Origin of the sequence: Aromatoleum buckelii (assembly GCF_012910785.2) — a bacterium.
Taxonomy (GTDB): domain Bacteria; phylum Pseudomonadota; class Gammaproteobacteria; order Burkholderiales; family Rhodocyclaceae; genus Aromatoleum; species Aromatoleum buckelii.
Window position 1 is genome coordinate 379,109 of the sequence record NZ_WTVH02000009.1, and the last position, 17,144, is coordinate 396,252.

Annotated in this window: 17 protein-coding genes; 13 read left to right on the top strand and 4 right to left on the bottom strand. The window is 64.8% G+C overall.

Annotated features, from left to right (window positions below; all coding sequences use genetic code 11):
- From GO608_RS07920 to GO608_RS07955, 8 genes are all read left to right on the top strand, one after another.
- Complete coding sequence (locus GO608_RS07920; protein WP_169197528.1) at positions 1-825, top strand: CheR family methyltransferase; 825 nt, start codon at positions 1-3, stop codon at positions 823-825.
- On the top strand, positions 809-1,441 hold the full coding sequence (locus GO608_RS07925; RefSeq protein ID WP_247002945.1) for a chemotaxis protein CheB: 633 nt from the start codon (positions 809-811) through the stop codon (positions 1,439-1,441). The genes GO608_RS07920 and GO608_RS07925 overlap by 17 nt, the downstream gene beginning before the upstream one ends.
- A 225-nt stretch (positions 1,442-1,666) precedes the next feature.
- Positions 1,667-2,635 (top strand): chemotaxis protein, encoded by a 969-nt coding sequence (locus GO608_RS07930; RefSeq protein WP_169197490.1) that lies wholly within the window; start codon positions 1,667-1,669, stop codon positions 2,633-2,635.
- Between the two features lie 14 nt (positions 2,636-2,649).
- Entirely contained in the window at positions 2,650-3,600 is a 951-nt protein-coding gene (locus GO608_RS07935; RefSeq protein ID WP_169197489.1) for a chemotaxis protein, read from the top strand.
- Positions 3,601-3,635: 35 nt separating this feature from the next.
- Entirely contained in the window at positions 3,636-4,037 is a 402-nt protein-coding gene (gene cheY, locus GO608_RS07940) for a chemotaxis response regulator CheY (protein ID WP_169197488.1), read from the top strand.
- A gap of 33 nt (positions 4,038-4,070) precedes the next feature.
- On the top strand, positions 4,071-4,919 hold the full coding sequence (gene cheZ / locus GO608_RS07945) for a protein phosphatase CheZ (protein WP_169197487.1): 849 nt from the start codon (positions 4,071-4,073) through the stop codon (positions 4,917-4,919).
- Positions 4,920-5,018: 99 nt separating this feature from the next.
- A complete protein-coding gene (locus GO608_RS07950) occupies positions 5,019-6,905 on the top strand; it encodes a chemotaxis protein CheA (RefSeq protein ID WP_211159247.1) in 1,887 nt (628 codons plus the stop codon).
- A gap of 125 nt (positions 6,906-7,030) precedes the next feature.
- A complete protein-coding gene (locus GO608_RS07955; protein ID WP_169197486.1) occupies positions 7,031-7,363 on the top strand; it encodes a DUF3135 domain-containing protein in 333 nt (110 codons plus the stop codon).
- On the opposite strand, the gene tal is transcribed toward GO608_RS07955, so the two are convergent.
- Positions 7,353-8,432 (bottom strand): transaldolase, encoded by a 1,080-nt coding sequence (tal, locus tag GO608_RS07960; RefSeq protein WP_169197485.1) that lies wholly within the window; start codon positions 8,430-8,432, stop codon positions 7,353-7,355. The two genes, GO608_RS07955 and tal, sit on opposite strands and share 11 nt — an antisense overlap.
- 187 nt (positions 8,433-8,619) lie before the next feature.
- A complete protein-coding gene (cysK, locus tag GO608_RS07965; RefSeq protein ID WP_169197484.1) occupies positions 8,620-9,597 on the bottom strand; it encodes a cysteine synthase A in 978 nt (325 codons plus the stop codon).
- 521 nt (positions 9,598-10,118) lie between these two features.
- Here cysK and GO608_RS07970 point away from each other — a divergent pair.
- The 4 genes from GO608_RS07970 to GO608_RS07985 all read left to right on the top strand — a co-directional run bounded on the left by GO608_RS07970 (position 10,119) and on the right by GO608_RS07985 (position 13,649).
- On the top strand, positions 10,119-11,456 hold the full coding sequence (locus tag GO608_RS07970; protein WP_169197483.1) for a hypothetical protein: 1,338 nt from the start codon (positions 10,119-10,121) through the stop codon (positions 11,454-11,456).
- A 65-nt stretch (positions 11,457-11,521) separates the two neighbouring features.
- On the top strand, positions 11,522-11,908 hold the full coding sequence (locus tag GO608_RS07975) for a hypothetical protein (protein WP_169197482.1): 387 nt from the start codon (positions 11,522-11,524) through the stop codon (positions 11,906-11,908).
- Positions 11,909-11,918: 10 nt separating this feature from the next.
- Entirely contained in the window at positions 11,919-12,611 is a 693-nt protein-coding gene (locus GO608_RS07980) for a C39 family peptidase (RefSeq protein ID WP_169197481.1), read from the top strand.
- A gap of 33 nt (positions 12,612-12,644) precedes the next feature.
- Positions 12,645-13,649, top strand: a complete 1,005-nt coding sequence (locus tag GO608_RS07985) for a hypothetical protein (protein WP_169197480.1) — start codon at positions 12,645-12,647, stop codon at positions 13,647-13,649.
- A 76-nt stretch (positions 13,650-13,725) separates the two neighbouring features.
- Here GO608_RS07985 and GO608_RS07990 read toward each other — a convergent pair whose 3' ends face one another.
- Together GO608_RS07990 and GO608_RS07995 are read right to left on the bottom strand one after the other, a co-directional pair.
- The gene (locus GO608_RS07990) at positions 13,726-15,060 is read right to left on the bottom strand and encodes an acetate kinase (protein ID WP_169197479.1); all 1,335 of its coding nucleotides are present in this window, start codon (positions 15,058-15,060) and stop codon (positions 13,726-13,728) included.
- A 49-nt stretch (positions 15,061-15,109) separates the two neighbouring features.
- Entirely contained in the window at positions 15,110-16,450 is a 1,341-nt protein-coding gene (locus GO608_RS07995; RefSeq protein ID WP_169197478.1) for a sigma-54 dependent transcriptional regulator, read from the bottom strand.
- Between the two features lie 397 nt (positions 16,451-16,847).
- On the opposite strand from GO608_RS07995, the gene GO608_RS08000 reads away from it, so the two are divergent.
- Positions 16,848-16,991 carry a hypothetical protein gene (locus GO608_RS08000; protein WP_169197477.1) on the top strand — a complete coding sequence of 48 codons (144 nt, stop codon included), beginning with the start codon at positions 16,848-16,850 and terminating at the stop codon, positions 16,989-16,991.
- The last annotated feature ends 153 nt before the right edge of the window (positions 16,992-17,144 follow it).

Below are 17,144 nucleotides of genomic sequence, written 5' to 3' on the forward strand. Positions count from 1 at the left end.
ATGCGCGACCGCGAATTCCTGTTCACGACGACGGATTTCGACCGCATCCGAGCGCTGATCCACCGCTACGCCGGCATCGCGCTGTCGTCCGCCAAGCAGGACATGGTGTACAGCCGCCTCGCCCGGCGCCTGCGCGCGTGCGGCGACCGGACTTTCGCGGAGTACCTCGTCCGGCTCGAGCGCGATCGCACGGAGTGGGAAGTCTTCGTCAATTCGCTGACGACGAACCTCACGTCGTTCTTCCGCGAGCCGCACCATTTCGACCTGCTTGCCCAGCGGCTGCGCGGCATCGCGGAAAAGCGCACGATCCGGATCTGGTGCAACGCCGCTTCGACCGGCGAGGAGCCGTATTCGCTTGCGATCACCGCATGCGAGGCGTTCGACACGCTGACCCCTCCGGTGCAAATCCTTGCAAGCGACATCGATACCAGCGTGCTCGCCCAGGCGCAGCGCGGGCGGTATCGACAGGATCGCCTCGAACGACTGTCGGCGGAGCGGTTGCGGCGCTATTTCGTCCGCCCGGCCGGCGGGCCCGGCGAACTGGAGGTGCGCCCGGAGTTGCAGCGCCTGCTGAGTTTCCGCCGCATCAACCTGCTCGAACCGAACTGGCTCGTGCAGGGGCCGCTCGACGCGATTTTTTGCCGCAACGTCATGATCTATTTCGACAAGCCGACGCAGTACGCGGTCCTCAAGCGCTTCGTGCCTTTGCTGCGCAAGGATGGAGCACTCTTCGCGGGCCACTCGGAGAGCTTCCTGCACGCGGTCGATCTCTTCCGCTCGATGGGCCGTACGGTCTATCAGTGCGTCGATGCAAGTCCCGCCTGAAGGCGGCGTGGCGCTGCGCGCTCCTGCGGCGCGCATCGTCTTCATCGGGGCTTCGACGGGGGGCACCGAAGCCATCAAGAAGATCCTCGTCGGCTTGCCTGAACGCTCGCCGCCGATCCTGATCGTGCAGCACATGCCGGAAACCTTCACCCCTTCATTCGCCCGCCGGCTCGACGGACTGTGCGCGCCGACCGTGAAAGAGGCCGAGGACGGCGAGCCGGTGCTGGCAGGAAACGTGTACCTGTCGCCGGGCCATTCCCATCTCGCGATCCGGCGCACCGCTGGCAGCTTGCAGTGCGCGCTGTCGCGGGGCGAAGCCGTCAATCGCCACCGTCCTTCGGTGGACGTGCTGTTCCGCTCGGCAGCGGCCGAAATCGGGACCGCGGCGATCGGCGTCCTGCTGACGGGGATGGGCAAGGACGGTGCGCAGGGGTTGTTGCAGATGCGCCGCGCGGGGGCGTGGACGATCGCGCAGGATCACGATTCGTGCGTTGTGTACGGCATGCCGCGGGAGGCGGCAAGTATCGGCGCCGCACGCGAAATCGTCCCGCTCGACGCCATCGCGCTGCACGTCCTGCAGCGCGCCGGGCTGGTCGTGGGAGGCCGGGCCGGGTGAGCGCCCGAGCGGGTGTTCGTCGTGGAACGGCGCCCCGCTTCGGCAGGCGGCGCGGGCAAGGCGGAATTGCCGCAGCCGTCTGGTCACATCGCGCCGCTGAACACGGCGCAGCAATAAACCCGGTGCGCCCGCCCTCAAGAATCGGCCGCCATTGACGTTATCCCTCCCAACCCTGCGGCACGAACCCGTTGCCGGAACATATACCGGCATCTTGCGGAGAGCCAAATGTCCGAACTATTCAGGAATATCGAGGCGCGCACACGGCTCGCCGGCACGAACAAGCTGGAGATCCTGCTGTTCACGCTGGGGGCCGACGCGCGCACCGGCCGCCGGGAGACTTTCGGCATTAACGTGTTCAAGGTGCGGGAAGTCATGCGCACGCCGGTCATCACCGCCGCGCCCGAGATGCCGGCGTCGGTCGAAGGGATGGTGAGCCTGCGCGGCGTACTGGTGCCCGTCGTCGATCTCGCGCGATATGCCGGCATAGGTGCCGAGGCGCGGCGCGACATCATGATCGTGACCGAATACAACGGCCACACCCAGGGTTTCCTCGTCGAGGCCGTCGATACGATCCTGCGGCTCGACTGGGCGCAGATGCGGGTTCCGCCGGACATGCTGACCGCGAACCTCGGCGGCCTGGTGACCGCCGTCACCGAGTTGCCCGGTGAGCGGCTCGTGATGATGCTCGACGTCGAGAAAGTGCTGTCGGAAACGACGACCCAGGACGATCCGTTGTTGTTCCGCGGCATCGAACCGCTCGAGGACGCGGCGCAGACAGTCTATTTCGCCGACGACTCGTCGGTCGCGCGCAAGCAGATCGAACGCACGCTCGAAGCGCTCGGAGTGCCCTATGTCGGATCGATCAACGGCCGGGCGGCATGGCAGGAACTGCAGAAGATCGCGCTGCATGCCGAAGCGACGGGACGCAAGGTCAGGGAACTGGTCGGTCTCGTGCTGACCGATGTCGAAATGCCCGAAATGGACGGCTACATCCTGACCAAGATGATCAAATCCGATTCGCGCTTCGACGGCATCCCGGTTCTCATGCATTCGTCGTTGTCCGGAATGTCCAACCAGCAGCTCGGGAAGTCCGTCGGGGTGGATGAATACGTCGCCAAATTCGAACCCCGGCGCCTCGCCCAGACACTGCGTCGCCTGCTGGTCGAGAGCAACGCCTCGTCGCGGGCATGCTGAGAGGGAGCACCGATATGTCGAGCTTCAATTCCGACGAGAGCGGCCTGCTGAACGTCGTCGATGGGCGCACCAACCTCGCCGGTTCGAACCGCATGGAAATCCTGCTGTTTTCGCTCGGAACCGGCGAAACCTTCGGCATCAACGTATTCAAGGTGCGCGAAGTGTGCACCGCGCCTTTCATCACGCGCACGCCGAACATGCCCATTGGCGTCGAAGGGCTGATCTCGCTGCGAGGCAACGTGATCCCGGTCCTGTCGCTGGCGAAGATCCTCGGCCTTGCCCAGCCCGGCGCGCCGCTCGGCGGATCGATGATGGTGACCGAATACAGCAAGCGCACGCTCGGGTTCCTCGTCGACAGCGTGGATCGCATCATTCGTGTCGAATGGGACAAGGTCCGGGCGCCGGACAACATTTCGAGCAATGTGCAAAGCTACATCACCGCGATCACCGAGTTGCCCGATGGCAAGCTCGTTTCGATCGTCGACGTCGAGACGGTGCTGGCGACGACGTTCGGCGACGCAGTGGTCGGGAACATCGCGCCGATCGCCGGCGGCCACGAATACGACATTTTCTTCGTCGACGACTCGGGGGTGGCGCGGCGCAAGATCGCCGAGGTGCTCGACAAGCTCGGCGTCAAGCACAAGCATGCGATTAACGGGCTCGAAGCCTGGACGCGACTGCAGGGCATCGCGGGCCACGCGCAGCAGTGCGGGCGCCAAGTCGGGGAAGAACTCGATCTCATCCTGGTCGATGCCGAAATGCCGGAGATGGACGGCTATGTGCTGACGCGCAACATCAAGGCCGATCCGCGCTTCAACGGCATTCCCGTCGTCATGCATTCGTCGTTATCGTCGGAAGCGAATCGTGCTATGGGAAAACAGGTAGGCGTCGATGCATACGTGGCAAAATTCGACGCTGACGCGCTGGCCGATACGCTGCGCCCGCTGTTGTCGAAGGGGCACTAGGCAGGGCCGGCTGCGAGACGAATACGGAGAACAGGATGTCCGACCCCAAGATGAAATTTCTCGTCGTCGACGATTTTTCGACGATGCGCCGCATCGTGCGCAACCTCCTGAAGGAACTCGGATTCACGAACGTGGACGAGGCCGAGGACGGTGCGGTCGCGCTGCAGAAGCTCAACAGTTCGTCGTTCGACTTCGTCGTCACCGACTGGAACATGCCCAACATGGATGGTCTGACGCTGCTGCAGACGATCCGGCAGACGCCCCACCTGCGGCACCTGCCGGTGCTGATGGTCACCGCCGAAGCGAAAAAGGAAAACATCATCGCGGCGGCACAGGCAGGTGCGAGCGGCTACATCGTGAAACCGTTCACCGCGGCGACGATGGCGGAAAAGCTCGAAAAGATCTTCGAAAAAATTGGCAAGAAAGCGGTTGCCTGAATGGCGCCGGCTGAACGAATAGGGAATCCGATAATGGCGAAAAAGCTGAAGCTCGACGAGACCGGTGATTCTGACGATCTGCAAGCCTTGTTCGACAGCATCGCATCCGGTCCGGCGAAATCGGAGTTCAAGGTCGTTGCCGATCCCGGCGGATCGAGCGGTGACGACGACGAACTGCAGTCCCTGTTCGATGCGGTCGCCGCGCAGTTCGATGCTGCCGCCAGCTGCGAGTCGTCCGTAGAAAAAATCCACTCGTCGTCTGCACTTCCCGAACACAGCTGTGATGCCGTGTTTACGCGGATTGGACAGATGACGCGTCAGGTGCACAACACGCTGCGCGGGCTCGGTTCGGACGGCCTGCTCCAGGACGCCGTGCAGGCGATCCCGGACGCCCGCGAGCGGCTCAGCTATATCGCGCAAATGACCGAACAGGCGGCAAGCCGGGTGTTGAACGCGACCGACATCGCACAGCCGATCCAGAACCGGATGCACGCCGATGCGCGAAACCTCGAGGCGCAGTGGGACCGGCTGTTCGCGAACGAACTGTCGGTCGACGAGTTCAAGGCGCTGTCGGGCAGCACGCGGGATTTTCTCGGCGAAGTCGTCAGGAGCAGCCGGGCGACGAACGAACAGCTGATGGAAATCATGATGGCCCAGGATTTCCAGGACCTGACCGGGCAGGTCATCAAGAAGGTCGTCGATCTTGCGCAGAAACTCGAAACCGAACTGCTCCAGGTGTTGCTCGAGGTGACGCCGCCACAGATGCGGGGCGACCGGCACGGCAATCTCCTCAACGGCCCGGTGATCAGTTCCGCGGGGCGCGACGACGTCGTGACGACCCAGGAGCAGGTCGACGATCTGCTCGACAGCCTCGGCTTCTGAACATCAAAGGGGACGGCGGGCAACCGCCGTTTGATGCGGCGACAGGCCGCGCCGCGGCTTTTTCGTCCCGGCAGTCTGCAACGATAATGCGAGAACGTCATGAGTGACTTCGCGGGAATGGAAGATCTCCTGCAGGATTTCCTGATCGAGGCCGGGGACTTGCTGTCCGGCGTCGATAACAAGCTCGTCGATCTGGAGCGCGCACCCGACGACCGCGGCTTGCTCAATGAGATATTCCGCGGCTTTCACACGATCAAGGGCGGAGCCGGTTTCCTCAATGCTGCCGAACTGGTGACGCTGTGCCACCTGACCGAGAACCTGTTCGACAATCTTCGCACTGCTGCGGTGCAGGTCACGCCCGAAGTCATGGACGTGATCCTCGAAGCCACGGGAACCGTGCGGACGATGTTTTCGCACCTCGAACATAACACCCGGCCCGCTCCCGCGGAGCCGGAGCTGATTGCGCGCTTGAAGCAGGCGATCGCAGGAGAGCTTTCGGCGGCGACGCCGCGGGGGCCCGCTGTCGAGCCGGTGCCTGCGGAGCGGGCGGACGTCCTGCAGCGCGGGGAGCCGGACTGGGAAGCGCTGCACGGCGCGCTCACCGGCTCGCCGGCTCGTATGGCGGCGGCAGTCAAGCAGGCGGTGACCGTTCCCGCGCAGCCGGCCCGGCCGCCGGAGGAAGTCATCCAGGCCGCGATCGGACGGCGCGGGAACGACAAGCCTGATGCTGCCGCAGCGCTGGCCGGGCGGCGCGACATCGAGAGGCAGCGCGACAACTCGATTCGCGTCGACACCACCCGGCTCGACCAGGTGCTCAACCTGTCGGGGGAGATCGGCCTGACGAAAAACCGACTCAACGCGCTACGCAGCGACATCCTGAGCGGGCGCAACGACACCGAGACGCTGCATTCGCTCGACCTCGCAGTCAGCCAGCTCGACCTGCTCGTCTCGGACCTGCAGAACGCGGTGATGAAAACCCGCATGCAGCCGGTCGGCCGGCTGTTCCAGAAATATCCGCGAATCGCGCGCGATCTTGCGCGGAACCTGGGCAAGGACGTCGAACTGCTGCTCGACGGCGAGGAAACCGAAATCGACAAGACGATGATCGAGGATTTGGCCGATCCGATCATCCATCTGATCCGCAACGCCGTCGACCATGGCGTCGAGGATCCGGCTGAACGCATCGCCAACGGCAAGCCGGAAAAGTCGGTGGTGCGGCTCGAAGCGCGCCAGGAGGGCGATCACATCATCCTGCTCGTCGCCGACGACGGGCGCGGCATGAACCCCGAGCGACTGCGCGCGAAGGCACTGGAGAAGGGGCTCATCACCGATGAGGAATCGAACGCGATGGACGAGCGCCAGAGTTTCAACCTGGTGTTCCTGCCCGGATTCTCGATGGCGTCGCAGGTGTCCGACGTTTCGGGGCGCGGAGTCGGGATGGACGTCGTGCGGACGAACATCCAGAAGCTCAACGGCAGCATCGAGATCAAGTCGCAGCTCGGCAAAGGCACGACGTTCGTCATCAGCCTGCCGCTGACGCTGGCGATCCTGCCGGTCCTGCTGGTGCGGCTGGGCGAGCAGCCGTTCGCGGTGCCGTTGTCGATGGTCAGGGAAATCCTGCCGATCGACATGCGCGAAGTCCAGGAAGTGGGCGGGCGCGCGACGATGGTGGTGCGCGGAGAAGTGCTGCCGATCCTGCCGTTGGCCGGCATGCTGGGCTGGCCGCTCGAACGCCCGCCCGGCTACGGCGTGCTCATGCAGGCTGCGGAACTGTCTTTCATCCTCGCGATCGACAGCTTCGCCGGCCGCGAAGACGCGGTCATCAAGTCGCTCGACGATTTCAGGCCGAAAGGTGTCGCCGGCGTGACGACGCTTTCGAACGGCCAGATCGTGCTGATCCTCGACATGAAGGAACTGCTTGGCGGTTCCGGGGATTTCCGCGGCATGGCCCGTCTGGCGCTGACCCCGCAGCACGCCGCGGCCTGAGCGGGGCCCGTTTGTCGCCCGCGCGGCCACACGCGCAGGCGCTACGCCGCTGCGCTTGCGTCACCCCCTCCTGCTGCCTACGATGAAATGTGCATGGCCGTCGCCGTGCCGCGGGGAGGGGCGTCATGGCCGGCTTCGATTTCGGGTACTGGAGCAGTCTCGCGAAGCGGGATCCGCAAGCGTTCTTTCGCGCTCGCTCCGAAGCCATCGAACAGTTCATCGCAGCCCATCCGGCGGCCGAACGCGGCCGGCTACGGGCGCTTCAGGGCAGGATCGACTGCATCCGGGCGAGCGCCGGCAGCCCGATGCGGGCCACCCGACTGCTGGGCGCGATGATGACGGAGCGGCTGGAACTGCTCCAGTTGCAATGCGAGCGGCTGCGGGCGCTCGGCGAAGTACCGAAAGCGGGGCGGCCAGAAGCCGGGGCGAACGGCCGCCGCCCGAAGCTCAGGCAGTGAGCTCGAGAAGTCCGGCAAAGGCTTCTTCGAACTGACGCAGTCCTTCGTCCTGCAGGCGCTTTCCCACCGCCGTCATGTCGATGCCGCGCCTTTCCAGTGCAGCGAACTGCGCCCGCGCCGCCTCCACATCCCGCTCCAGCGTGCGGGCGACCGTGCCGTGGTCGCGCAGCGCGGCGAGCGTCGCGTCGGGCAGCGTGTTGACCGTCTCCGGTCCGATCAGCGGTTCGACGTACATGAGGTCGCTGTAAATCGGGTTCTTCGTCCCGGTGCTCGCCCAAAGCATGAATTGCGGCCGCGCGCCGGCGTTGCGCAGGCTGGCGAACGCGGCACCGTGGAAGCGTTCGCGATAACGCTGGTACGCGAGCTTCGCCATCGCGACCGCGGATTTTCCGCGCAGCGCGAGTGCCGCGTCGCTGCCGATCTCGTCGAGCTGCTTGTCGAGCAGCGTGTCCACGCGGCTCAGAAACAGGCTCGCGACCGACATCACGCGCCCGACATCGCCTCCCGCCTGCTGCCAGGCCGCGAGTCCACGCAAGTAGGCTTCGGCAACCGCGTCGACATGCGCCAGCGAGAACATCAGCGTGACGTTCACGCTCACTCCGTGTCCGGTCAGCTGCTCGATGGCTTCGAGGCCGGCGGGGGTCGCGGGAACCTTGATCAGCACGTTGTCGCGCCCGACTGCGTCCTTCAGCCGCAGCCCGGCGGCGACGGTCCGCGCCGAATCATGCGCGAGCGCCGGGGAAACTTCGAGACTCACGTAGCCGGCATTGCCGCGGCTCTCGTCGAACACCGGGCGCAGCAGGTCGCAGGCGCGCTGCACGTCCGGGATCACGAGCCGCTCGTAGCGGGTTTCGGCGTCGAGCGCTTCGTCTTTGAGACGGGCGAGATCTTCTTCGTAGTAGCGCCCGCCCGCGATCGCCTTGTGGAAGATCGCCGGATTGGTCGTGACGCCGGCAAGGCCGTCCGCGGCGATCAGCCGGGCGAGGTGCCCTTCGTTGAGAAGCGTGCGGGAAAGATTGTCGAGCCAGACCTGCTGGCCTTCGGCGCGTACGCGGAGCAGAGGATTCATGGGATGGCTGCGGGGAGGAGTTGCTCGAAGATTCATTGTGCTATGAATCGCCGGTCGCCGAAAGCTTGCGCGCGGCCCGCGCCGGGCCTCGTCTGACGGCCTCGGGACGGGGCACCATCGCGCGGTTCCGGCAGTCGACCGCCGCCATTCACCCGTGTTCCCGGCAAAGGCGGTCGGGCCGGAGCGTTCAGATCGCGACGCCCGAAGCGTCGAAAAGGCCTTCGAACAGGATCGAGCTGAGGTAGCGCTCGCCCGAGTCCGGCAGCACCACGACGATCGTCTTGCCGGCGTTCTCCGGGCGCTGGGCGATGCGCGCCGCTACCGCCACCGCGGCGCCGCACGAGATGCCGGACAGGATGCCTTCCTCGCGCGCGAGCCGGCGTGCGTAGAGAACCGCGTCTTCGTTGCTGACCGTCTCGACGGCATCGATCAGCGACAGGTCGAGCACTTTCGGCACGAAGCCGGCGCCGAGTCCCTGGATCTTGTGCGGCCCCGGTTTGAGCGGTTCTCCGGCGCGCGTTTGCGTCAGCACCGGGCTGGCTTCCGGTTCGACGGCGACCGAAACGATCGCCTTGCCGCGCGTCTCCTTGAAGTAACGCGACACGCCCGTGATCGTCCCGCCGGTACCGACGCCGGAAATGAAGATATCGACGTTGCCGTCGGTGTCGTTCCAGATCTCCGGGCCCGTCGTCGACGCGTGGATCGCCGGATTGGCGGGGTTGTTGAACTGTTGCAGCAGCACGTAGCGACCCGGGTCGGATGCGGCGATTTCCTCGGCTTTCGCGATCGCGCCGTTCATGCCCTTGGCACCTTCGGTCAGCACCAGTTTCGCCCCGTATGCGACGAGGAGCTTGCGACGCTCGACGCTCATCGTCTCGGGCATCGTCAGCGTGATCGGGAGGCCGCGCGCGGCGGCGACGAACGCCAGCGCGATGCCGGTGTTGCCGCTCGTCGGCTCGACTATTTCCTTGCCGGGACCGAGCAGGCCGCGTTGCTCGGCGTCCCAGATCATCGCGGCGCCGATACGGCACTTCACCGAATAGGCGGGGTTGCGGCCTTCGATTTTCGCAAGGACAGTCGCCGCGGCGCCGTCGGTGACGCGATTCAGTTTGACTAGCGGCGTCTTGCCGATCGACAAGGCGTTGTCGGAATACCAGTTCGACATAATCGGGCTCCATGAAAGAGTGGAATGAATGCTCTCGGCACCGGTCCGTCCGGGGCGCGAGGTCGAAGATACGACTCGACGAATGAACGAGGGCAGCTACGGACAGGAAGATTACGACAGTCGGCGCCGGTTTAGCGAAGAACCTCTTCGATGACTCGTGAGTGCGAAGCATGTGCGCCGGAAGGGGCTCGCGGGCGCGTCCCCCTGCTTCGGGCACCGCGATCGCGGCGCGAAGTGTTTCACGAACGAAACACTTCGTTATCGCCCAGGCTGGCGCAAAAAACCCGGCCGTACAAGGGCTTGGCTCTGAATCGGGCGAAAGCGCCGGGTTTTGCGCCGGTCGAGTTGTACAACCATTGAACAGTCAGGCTGGCGTTTCGCCGGGACCGATGCCGCTGCGACAAAAAAATTCACGTTCAATCAGCTATTTGGCTTGTCTGCACATCGATGGCACAGCTCTTGCGCAGTGTCCGCACCGGGCCTGGCATGGGGCTGGCCCTGGCTCTCGAAGGGGAAGTGCAATGAGAAAAACATTGATTTCAGCCGCGATCGGACTTGCCTTTGGTCTTGCCGGGCAAGCTTGGGCGAATCCGGTGAATACGGTCACGGACACTACCGACGACAACACGCAAACCGCAACGGCCACAGCGACGCAGGGCGGCGACACCAGCCCGCAGGCGAACGAATATTCGAATGCAACGCAGGACAACAGCAGCTTCGCCGACAGTTCGAACAACTCCGACAACTCGAACAATTCAGATAATTCGGACAATTCGGACAACTCGAACAATTCGGCGACCGACAACTCCGACAACTCCGACAACTCGGACAACTCGGACAACTCGCTCACCGACAATTCCGACAACTCGAACAACTCGGATCAGAACAACGACAAGAGCGCCGGCGACAATCGCAACAATGACGGAACGGCGCGCGCCGAGGGCTATGGCACGGCCGCGGCGAACAACGGCTCGACCTCGACCGCTACGTTCACCAACGCCTTCAACCAGACCTACGTAACCGCGTCGGCATCGCTCAGCGGCACGGTCACCGGCGTTTCCGTGAGCAACATCGGCAACGTCGCGACGAACCATGGCAGCGCATACGGCGGTAATGGGGCGGCCGGCGGAACGGGCAACGGCGGCGACGGGATCGGCGGGAATGCCAACGGCGCGGGCGGTGCCGGCGGAGCAGCCGCAGGTGGGGAAGGCGGCATGGGCAGCAATGGCGGGGACGGCGCCGGTGGGGCCGCCGCCAGTGGCACTGCGAACGGCGCCACCGGGTCGACTGGCGGAAGTGCTTATAGCGCCAACGGAGACGGTGGCGACGGCAGCGATGGTGGCGGCTCGGGGAGCGCCTCGAACGGTTCGAGCGGTGGCTCGGGTGTCCCCGGCGGAGAGGGCGGCTTGGCCGGAGGTGCGGGCACTTCGGGCGACGCGAATGGAACCGGCACTGGCGGTAGCGGGACCGGCGGGGCAGGCGGCACGGCCACCAACACGGCGGGCAACGGCGGCAACGGCGGCACGGCGACCAGCGGCGCTGCGACCGCCGGTAACGGCACTGCGGGTAACGGCGGCAACGGCGGCAACGGCGGCACCAACACGGCTGGCAACGGCGGTGACGGCGGCACGAACACTGCGGGTGCCGGGACCGGCGGTGCGGGTGCGGGCGGCGCCGGCGCTGCGGGCGGTGCGGGCGGTACGGCGTATGCCGATGCAGGCGCCTTCAACATGTCCAACACCGTCGGCGGCGGCAGCCTGGCCAACTCGGCGGGCATCTCGATGACCTCGCTGAACAGCGGCATTGGTGCACTCGTGCAGCAAAGCGCAAACGTTCAGGCCAACCTGACGGTGCAGTAAGCAGCACGATCGAGCCGGGGGAGAAGCTTCCCCCGGCTTCACCTTTGCAGTCGAGGAGTGAAGCCATGAGACAGGTACTGCCCCTGCTGACTCTCGGTATCGCGCTGGCCCTCCTGGCCGGCGGCACGCGCCTCGTGCATGCCGACGACGTCGTGATGCTCGGGGATGCGGAATCCTTCGCGCTGCAGCGCCCGGCGCAGAGGCTGATCGGCGGAGCCACGGTGGATGACGCGGCGCTTTCGGGTCAACGCGGCGGCGCCGACACGCACATCAGCGAGATTCGCGCGGTCGGTTCGATGAGCGAGATTTCGGTGTCGGAGGCCGTCACCGGACACAACCTGATCACCGAAGGCGCATTCGCCAATGCGAACATGATGGGAACCGTGGTCCAGAACAGCGGCAACGGGGTCATGATACAGAACGCGGTGATCCTCAACCTCGAGGTGAAATGACGAGGCTGCCATGAAAATCCGCCCGCTTGTTTTCATCGCCTTGCTCGGTGCGTCGATGTGCCAGTCTGCGGCGGCGCAGTCCGATTCGGCGAGGATTCTGGGGCCGTCCGGGAGCAGTTATGCAGTGCCCGTGACGAGCCTGAAAGGGGCGCGCTTCGTGTCGACGCTGCGTCAGCAATACGACTTCAGTTGCGGCTCCGCAGCGGTCGCAACGCTGCTCACGCATCATTACGACCGCAAGGTCGACGAAGTCGAGGTGTTCAGGCACATGTACGAGCGCGGCGACCAGGCGAAGATCCGGCGCGAGGGATTTTCGATGCTCGACATGAAACTCTATCTCGACGGCAGCGGTTTTCGTGCCGAAGGCGTGCGTGCGTCGCTCGACCAGCTTTCCGCGGCACGTGTCCCGGCGATCGCGCTGATCAGGGAAAACGGCTATGCGCATTTCGTCGTGGTCAAGGGCCTGCGCGCGAAGCGGGTCGTCATCGGCGACCCGGCAATGGGCACCCGCGTGCTCGATCGCGCCGACTTCGAACGCTTCTGGACCAACGGCATCCTGCTCGTCATCAACGACCAGCCCGAGCGTGCCCGCTTCGACCGCGACGAGGACTGGCGCGTCCGGCCCCCGGCGCCGATTGGGCAGGGGATCGGCGGCAATGCAACGGACGTCCTGCTGCTGCGCCGCGGGCCGATGGATTTTTGAGTCTCTTCGATGATCACTTTGCGGAACAAACGCGTGGCCGGGCTCATGGCGATGCTTGCCGTAGGTGCCGGAATCCCGGAAATTCCGCTCCGGTTGCTGGAGCATGCGCATGCGACGGATGACGTGGTCGAGGGCTTCTTTCCCGCACTGTGTGCCGGCGACATGCCGCCCGCCGAACTCCTCGCGCTCGCCGACTGGCCGCTGGATGCCGAAGGGATCGGCTGCCGGCCACACCCCGGGGTGCTCGACGCGCTCGCTGCGACCTCGGACGACGCAAGTCGGCCGGGAACGATATCGCGGCTCCTGGCCGAATACGTCCTGTCGCTCGATGTTCCGCCTGGAGGCCCCGAAGAGGGTGCGCTGCCGGGGTCCGCGCCGGCTCCGATCGCGGACGGCGCCGACGAAAGGCTTCCCGATGCTGCGGCCGCGACGTCTTTTGCCGTGTCGACACCGGATTCGTACCAGCCCGAGCCGCTCGCCGCGCTCGGCGAACCGTTCCCGTCGCCCGCGCCGTCAACTGTAGCAACCGTAGCGGAGCGCGGTGACCACGATCACGACCTGGAACCGGTGCCTCAGGCTCTCCTGCAAGGTGGTCGACCCGAGGGCGAGAAGATGCTGTTCTCCGGTCTGCTGGTCGATGACGACACGCTCGGCGGCCTGCGCGGCGGCTTCGAGACGCCGGGCGGACTGATGCTTTCGTTCGGCATCGAGCGCGTGGTCCTCATCAACGGCGTGCTGTCGAGCACGACGACGTTGAACGTCGCGGACCTGAGCCAGCTGGCCGGGGGTGTGGCGGGCACGCAGGCGCTGCCCGTCGGCACCAGCGTCGGCGTGATCCAGATCGGCGCGAACAACAGCTTCGATCCGGCCGTGCTCGCCTCCGGCTCTTTCGCGACCGTGATCCAGAACAGCTTGGACAACCAGAAGATTCAGACGGTCACGACGATCAACGCGCAGGCCAACAGCATGGATATGCTGCGAGCCCATCGGCTCGGGGAGTCGTTGAGGAATGCGTTGAACAGTTCGCTGCTGCGGTAAACGACTGTATCGGGTGTCACGGAGGAACTCGCCGGCAACAGCGGTTCATTGCGGACCCCGCGCCGGCGACCGTGTTTTACAGCGTGATCGGCATCCGCAAGGTCAGTTGCAGGTCCGGCGTGTCCTCGGTGAGACCGGCGCCGACCGACAGGTTCAACGTCCGGTTCGGTGCCATGCGGTAGGAGTAGCCGAGCAGCAGGGTGCCGAGCTGAACGCGTACTGAAGTCGCGGCGGTCTCGCCGTTCTGCTTGACCTTTCCGACCGACAGGTGATCGTAGCCGATGCTGAACGACGAGCGCTCGTTCAGGGCGAGACCCATGCCGAAGTTGAAACCGAAAGCGCCGCCCGGCTGGACTTCGCCGAGCTCGATGTCGCCCTCGTTCGTCTTCTGCTTCACGTTGTCACGCTTGAAGCTGTACTGATAGCTGACACCGCCGAAAAAGACCACGGGGTCGGAAGGAATCAGCACCGTCAGGCCCGGCTGGAGCGAGTAGAAACCCGAGCCGGTCGGAATTTCGGTCTGGAGACCCACTCCCCCCGTCGTCGATCGGATCGTTCGGTCGATTTCGACTTCGAACGGATCCGTGCCGGTGCGCGACTTGAAGCGCAGCGAGGCGATGTAGTACGGCCGGTCGGCCCCGCCGTCGTTGAGCTGGTACCGGCCGGTCAGCTCGATGTCGCCGATGTCGTTCCCGTCCGTGTCGAATACTTCGGGATTGGCGCTTCCTACGGCGACTTCCCGGCTCACGCTCGAATCCCAGCGATAGACGTACGGAATTTTCGCCTCGAGTTCGAAGCGGTTCGTGATGCCGCGCCGCACGGTCAGCGCCGCGGTCAGTGAATTGCTTTTGACCTCCCGGACGTCGATCAGGCCGATCAGCAGCGCGGGGATGATCGTGTAGCCGATCAGGGCAATGCGATTGCTCGATGAGTACGCATACTGCAGCGAAGGCTCGAGGATCCACGTTCCCCGTGGCGTCAGTACGCCCGGCTGCTCGAAGATCGGTGCGACCGGCGGCGGTCGAGTGTCGGTGCGGGTCGGCGCCTCGCCGACGGGACGCTGCGCCGGCGCCTGGGCGACCTGTTGTGCGGGCGTGCTCGGTGCCGGCGGTGTCGCGACCGTTGCGGGCACGGCGGCCGTGGCGGGGGCGGCGGCAGGGCCTCGGCCGCTGATGCCGCTGATGTCCAGCGCACGCCGCATGTCGTGCAGCACTGCCTGCTGGCGCGCCAGATCCTGCTGCAGCGATTCGATCTGGCGGCTCTGTTCCTCGATCCGCTGCCTGAGCGAATCGACGCTGCCGTCGAAAGCCGCGTCATCGGCGGCGTGGAGGAACGGGCTCGATGCGGCCAGCACCAGCCCGGCCATGCTGCAGCCCACGACGGCGCCGGACCGGCGTCCCGAGGTCTTCATGGTTATCCCCCTTGTCTTTCCTGTCTTCGATGTTCCCGGCCGGGCACGGCTATAGAACGATTTTCAGGCGGTCGATCATGCGATACAGCGTCACGCGCGAAATGCCGAGCTGCCGGGCGACTTCCGAAACGTTGTTGCGGTACTTCTGGAGACTGCTGATGATGACTTCCTTTTCGACCGTCGCGCGCACTTCGTCGAGCGTCGGGCCGATGCCGGGCATCTCGGGCGCGGCGATGCCCAAGTCGGCGGCGGTGATGAGCCTTGACTCGGTCATGATCATGGCGCACTGAACGCGATTGATCAGTTCGCGCACGTTGCCCGGCCACGGGTATTCCCACATCGCATGAACCGCCTCCGAACTGAAGCCTTTCACCTGCGAACTCTTCTGGTGCCGGTTCTGGGTGAAGATCGAATTGGCGAGCAGCGGAATGTCGCTGGTGCGTTCGCGCAGGGGCGGCACCTTGAGGTGCAGGACGTTGAGCCGATAGAAAAGATCTTCGCGAAACCGCCCCTGCTCGACGGCGCGCTCGAGGTCGACGTGCGTCGCCGCGATCACCCGCACGTCGACGCGGATGCGCTCGGTGGAACCGACGCGGACGATCGTCTTTTCCTGCAGGAAACGCAGCAGGTTCACTTGCAGATCGAGGGGCAGGTCGCCGATTTCGTCGAGGAACAGGACGCCGCGATCGGCGGTTTCGATATTTCCGATCTTGCGCTGGTGCGCTCCCGTGAACGCGCCGCGCTCGTGGCCAAACAGCTCGGACTGGATCAGATTCGGCGCAATCGCACCGCAGTTCATCGTGACGAACGGCGCATCCGTGCGGGCCGAATAGCGGTGGATCGCGTTTGCGACGAGTTCCTTGCCGGTGCCCGATTCGCCGCCGATCAGCACCGGCGCGTCGACACCGACGATCTTGTCGATCTGGTTGAAGAGCTGAAGCATCCTGGCGTGACGTCCGACCATGCCGAACCGGCTGTCGCCTTCCCCGCTTCGAGGCGAGCAGCCCTCGATGCTCTGCAGCATGAATGCCTTGCCGTAAGCATGGCCCAGCGTGACCGTCAGGCGTTCTCGGTCGAGCGGCAGCGTGTGAAAGTCGTGGAAATTGCGCAACACCATCGGCCCGTGCTCCTGGTTGCGCAGCAGATCCTTGCCGAGGATCGCGATCCATTCGACGTCGTTGGAGATCAGCGCTTCCATTTCGCGCGCAGGCCAGGGGTGCGCCGAACTGAAAGCCACCAGACCGACCAGCGGCGAGCCGGCCGTCAACGCCTTGCGGGCCTCATCAATGGATGAAACCACCTGAAATTCCCACCCGATCAAGCTCATGCTTGTCAGGTCGGCAGCCACTTCGCCGGTCTGATCCAGCAGCAAGCCTTTACGTTTCGCCATCAGGGGTGTCCCTATCCGCGCCGGAGATAACGGCCTTCATCGTTTTCACCCCCGGATCGAGTTACGCCCGCCGTTCGCGCTCATGCATTTCGGTCCCGGAATGAACGTGTCCCACGAAGCAAGAAGCATGCGAAGAACGAATGAATCGCATTCGCTCCTATGCATTTCGGACTTCACGAAGCGGAGTGGAATGCGTCGAAAGCGAGAGCCGGATATTCCAACAGAATCGCAACCGAACCCGTTAAAACAGCCCGTCCATGCTTCGGAAATATCGGTTGCTGGAGGGGATGCGACGTTTCAAACGGCTGGTTGGAGATACCTTGTCCGGGGGTTTCAGGCTCCAGAAACGCCGGTAGAAAACGCCTGAATGCGTGCCAGTTTTGTGGAAATGCGAACGATGAAACCGCCTGCCGATGCAACGGGAAGCGCAGCAAAAGTGCGCCCAGCGTGGGTTTCAGAAAACCGGCGTGCCTTTCCTGCCATATTTTTCACCGTGGCCGGCTACCCGAATTTCATCGCGACGGAAATGCGTCTGGCGTAATTCCTTGCGGCTCGCTGCCCGGCGGTAGCGCAGCCGGCTGTAAGAAATGCCGACAGCAGACTGGACCGCCGCTCCGAAGAAGTTGCGACGGGTAGAGGGCAGCCAGCGCGGGCGTAGCAGGGAGACCACGGATCCGCTCAGCCTGCTTCAGCG

Excerpts from the sequence above, each read along its gene's own strand:
- GO608_RS07995 (WP_169197478.1), bottom strand. The coding sequence starts at position 16,450 with ATGGCGAAACGTAAAGGCTTGCTGCTGGATCAGACCGGCGAAGTGGCT.
- GO608_RS07955 (WP_169197486.1), top strand. The coding sequence starts at position 7,031 with ATGGCCGGCTTCGATTTCGGGTACTGGAGCAGTCTCGCGAAGCGGGAT.
- GO608_RS07920 (WP_169197528.1), top strand. The coding sequence starts at position 1 with ATGCGCGACCGCGAATTCCTGTTCACGACGACGGATTTCGACCGCATC.
- cysK (WP_169197484.1), bottom strand. The coding sequence starts at position 9,597 with ATGTCGAACTGGTATTCCGACAACGCCTTGTCGATCGGCAAGACGCCG.
- GO608_RS08000 (WP_169197477.1), top strand. The coding sequence starts at position 16,848 with ATGAAACCGCCTGCCGATGCAACGGGAAGCGCAGCAAAAGTGCGCCCA.
- GO608_RS07930 (WP_169197490.1), top strand. The coding sequence starts at position 1,667 with ATGTCCGAACTATTCAGGAATATCGAGGCGCGCACACGGCTCGCCGGC.
- tal (WP_169197485.1), bottom strand. The coding sequence starts at position 8,432 with ATGAATCCTCTGCTCCGCGTACGCGCCGAAGGCCAGCAGGTCTGGCTC.
- GO608_RS07975 (WP_169197482.1), top strand. The coding sequence starts at position 11,522 with ATGAGACAGGTACTGCCCCTGCTGACTCTCGGTATCGCGCTGGCCCTC.
- cheY (WP_169197488.1), top strand. The coding sequence starts at position 3,636 with ATGTCCGACCCCAAGATGAAATTTCTCGTCGTCGACGATTTTTCGACG.
- GO608_RS07935 (WP_169197489.1), top strand. The coding sequence starts at position 2,650 with ATGTCGAGCTTCAATTCCGACGAGAGCGGCCTGCTGAACGTCGTCGAT.
- GO608_RS07970 (WP_169197483.1), top strand. The coding sequence starts at position 10,119 with ATGAGAAAAACATTGATTTCAGCCGCGATCGGACTTGCCTTTGGTCTT.
- GO608_RS07980 (WP_169197481.1), top strand. The coding sequence starts at position 11,919 with ATGAAAATCCGCCCGCTTGTTTTCATCGCCTTGCTCGGTGCGTCGATG.
- GO608_RS07925 (WP_247002945.1), top strand. The coding sequence starts at position 809 with ATGCAAGTCCCGCCTGAAGGCGGCGTGGCGCTGCGCGCTCCTGCGGCG.
- GO608_RS07950 (WP_211159247.1), top strand. The coding sequence starts at position 5,019 with ATGAGTGACTTCGCGGGAATGGAAGATCTCCTGCAGGATTTCCTGATC.
- GO608_RS07990 (WP_169197479.1), bottom strand. The coding sequence starts at position 15,060 with ATGAAGACCTCGGGACGCCGGTCCGGCGCCGTCGTGGGCTGCAGCATG.
- cheZ (WP_169197487.1), top strand. The coding sequence starts at position 4,071 with ATGGCGAAAAAGCTGAAGCTCGACGAGACCGGTGATTCTGACGATCTG.